The sequence below is a fragment of the Extibacter sp. GGCC_0201 genome, from assembly GCF_017566055.1.
Taxonomy (GTDB): Bacteria; Bacillota; Clostridia; order Lachnospirales; family Lachnospiraceae; genus Extibacter.
The window spans coordinates 1-221 of the sequence record NZ_JABFCH010000179.1 but is presented as its reverse complement, the minus strand read 5'-3'; the positions used below and the strand labels follow the sequence as shown (position 1 = coordinate 221).

At 45.2% G+C, this 221-nt stretch carries 1 pseudogene; it reads left to right on the top strand.

The features are described 5' to 3' along the window. Positions 1-98 precede the first annotated feature (98 nt). Positions 99-221, top strand: a pseudogene (locus tag HJV72_RS20440) (DNA-binding protein WhiA); the annotation flags it as partial.

Genomic DNA, 221 nt, shown 5'->3' with positions numbered 1-221 from the left:
ACCCACAGGGATATCGGACTTAAGATAGAGCACAGGGATATCGGAAAAGATAGTATAACGGCTCAGTAGACTTGTATGCAGGAAATAGAGGTGGAGAGATGTCATTTTCGTCCCGTGTGAAAGAAGAACTTTCTAGGCAGCTTAGCTCTGCCAGACATTGCCAGATAGCGGAGATTGCCGCCATCTTAAGTTTATGCGGCAGAATTCACATCGATGAAGAA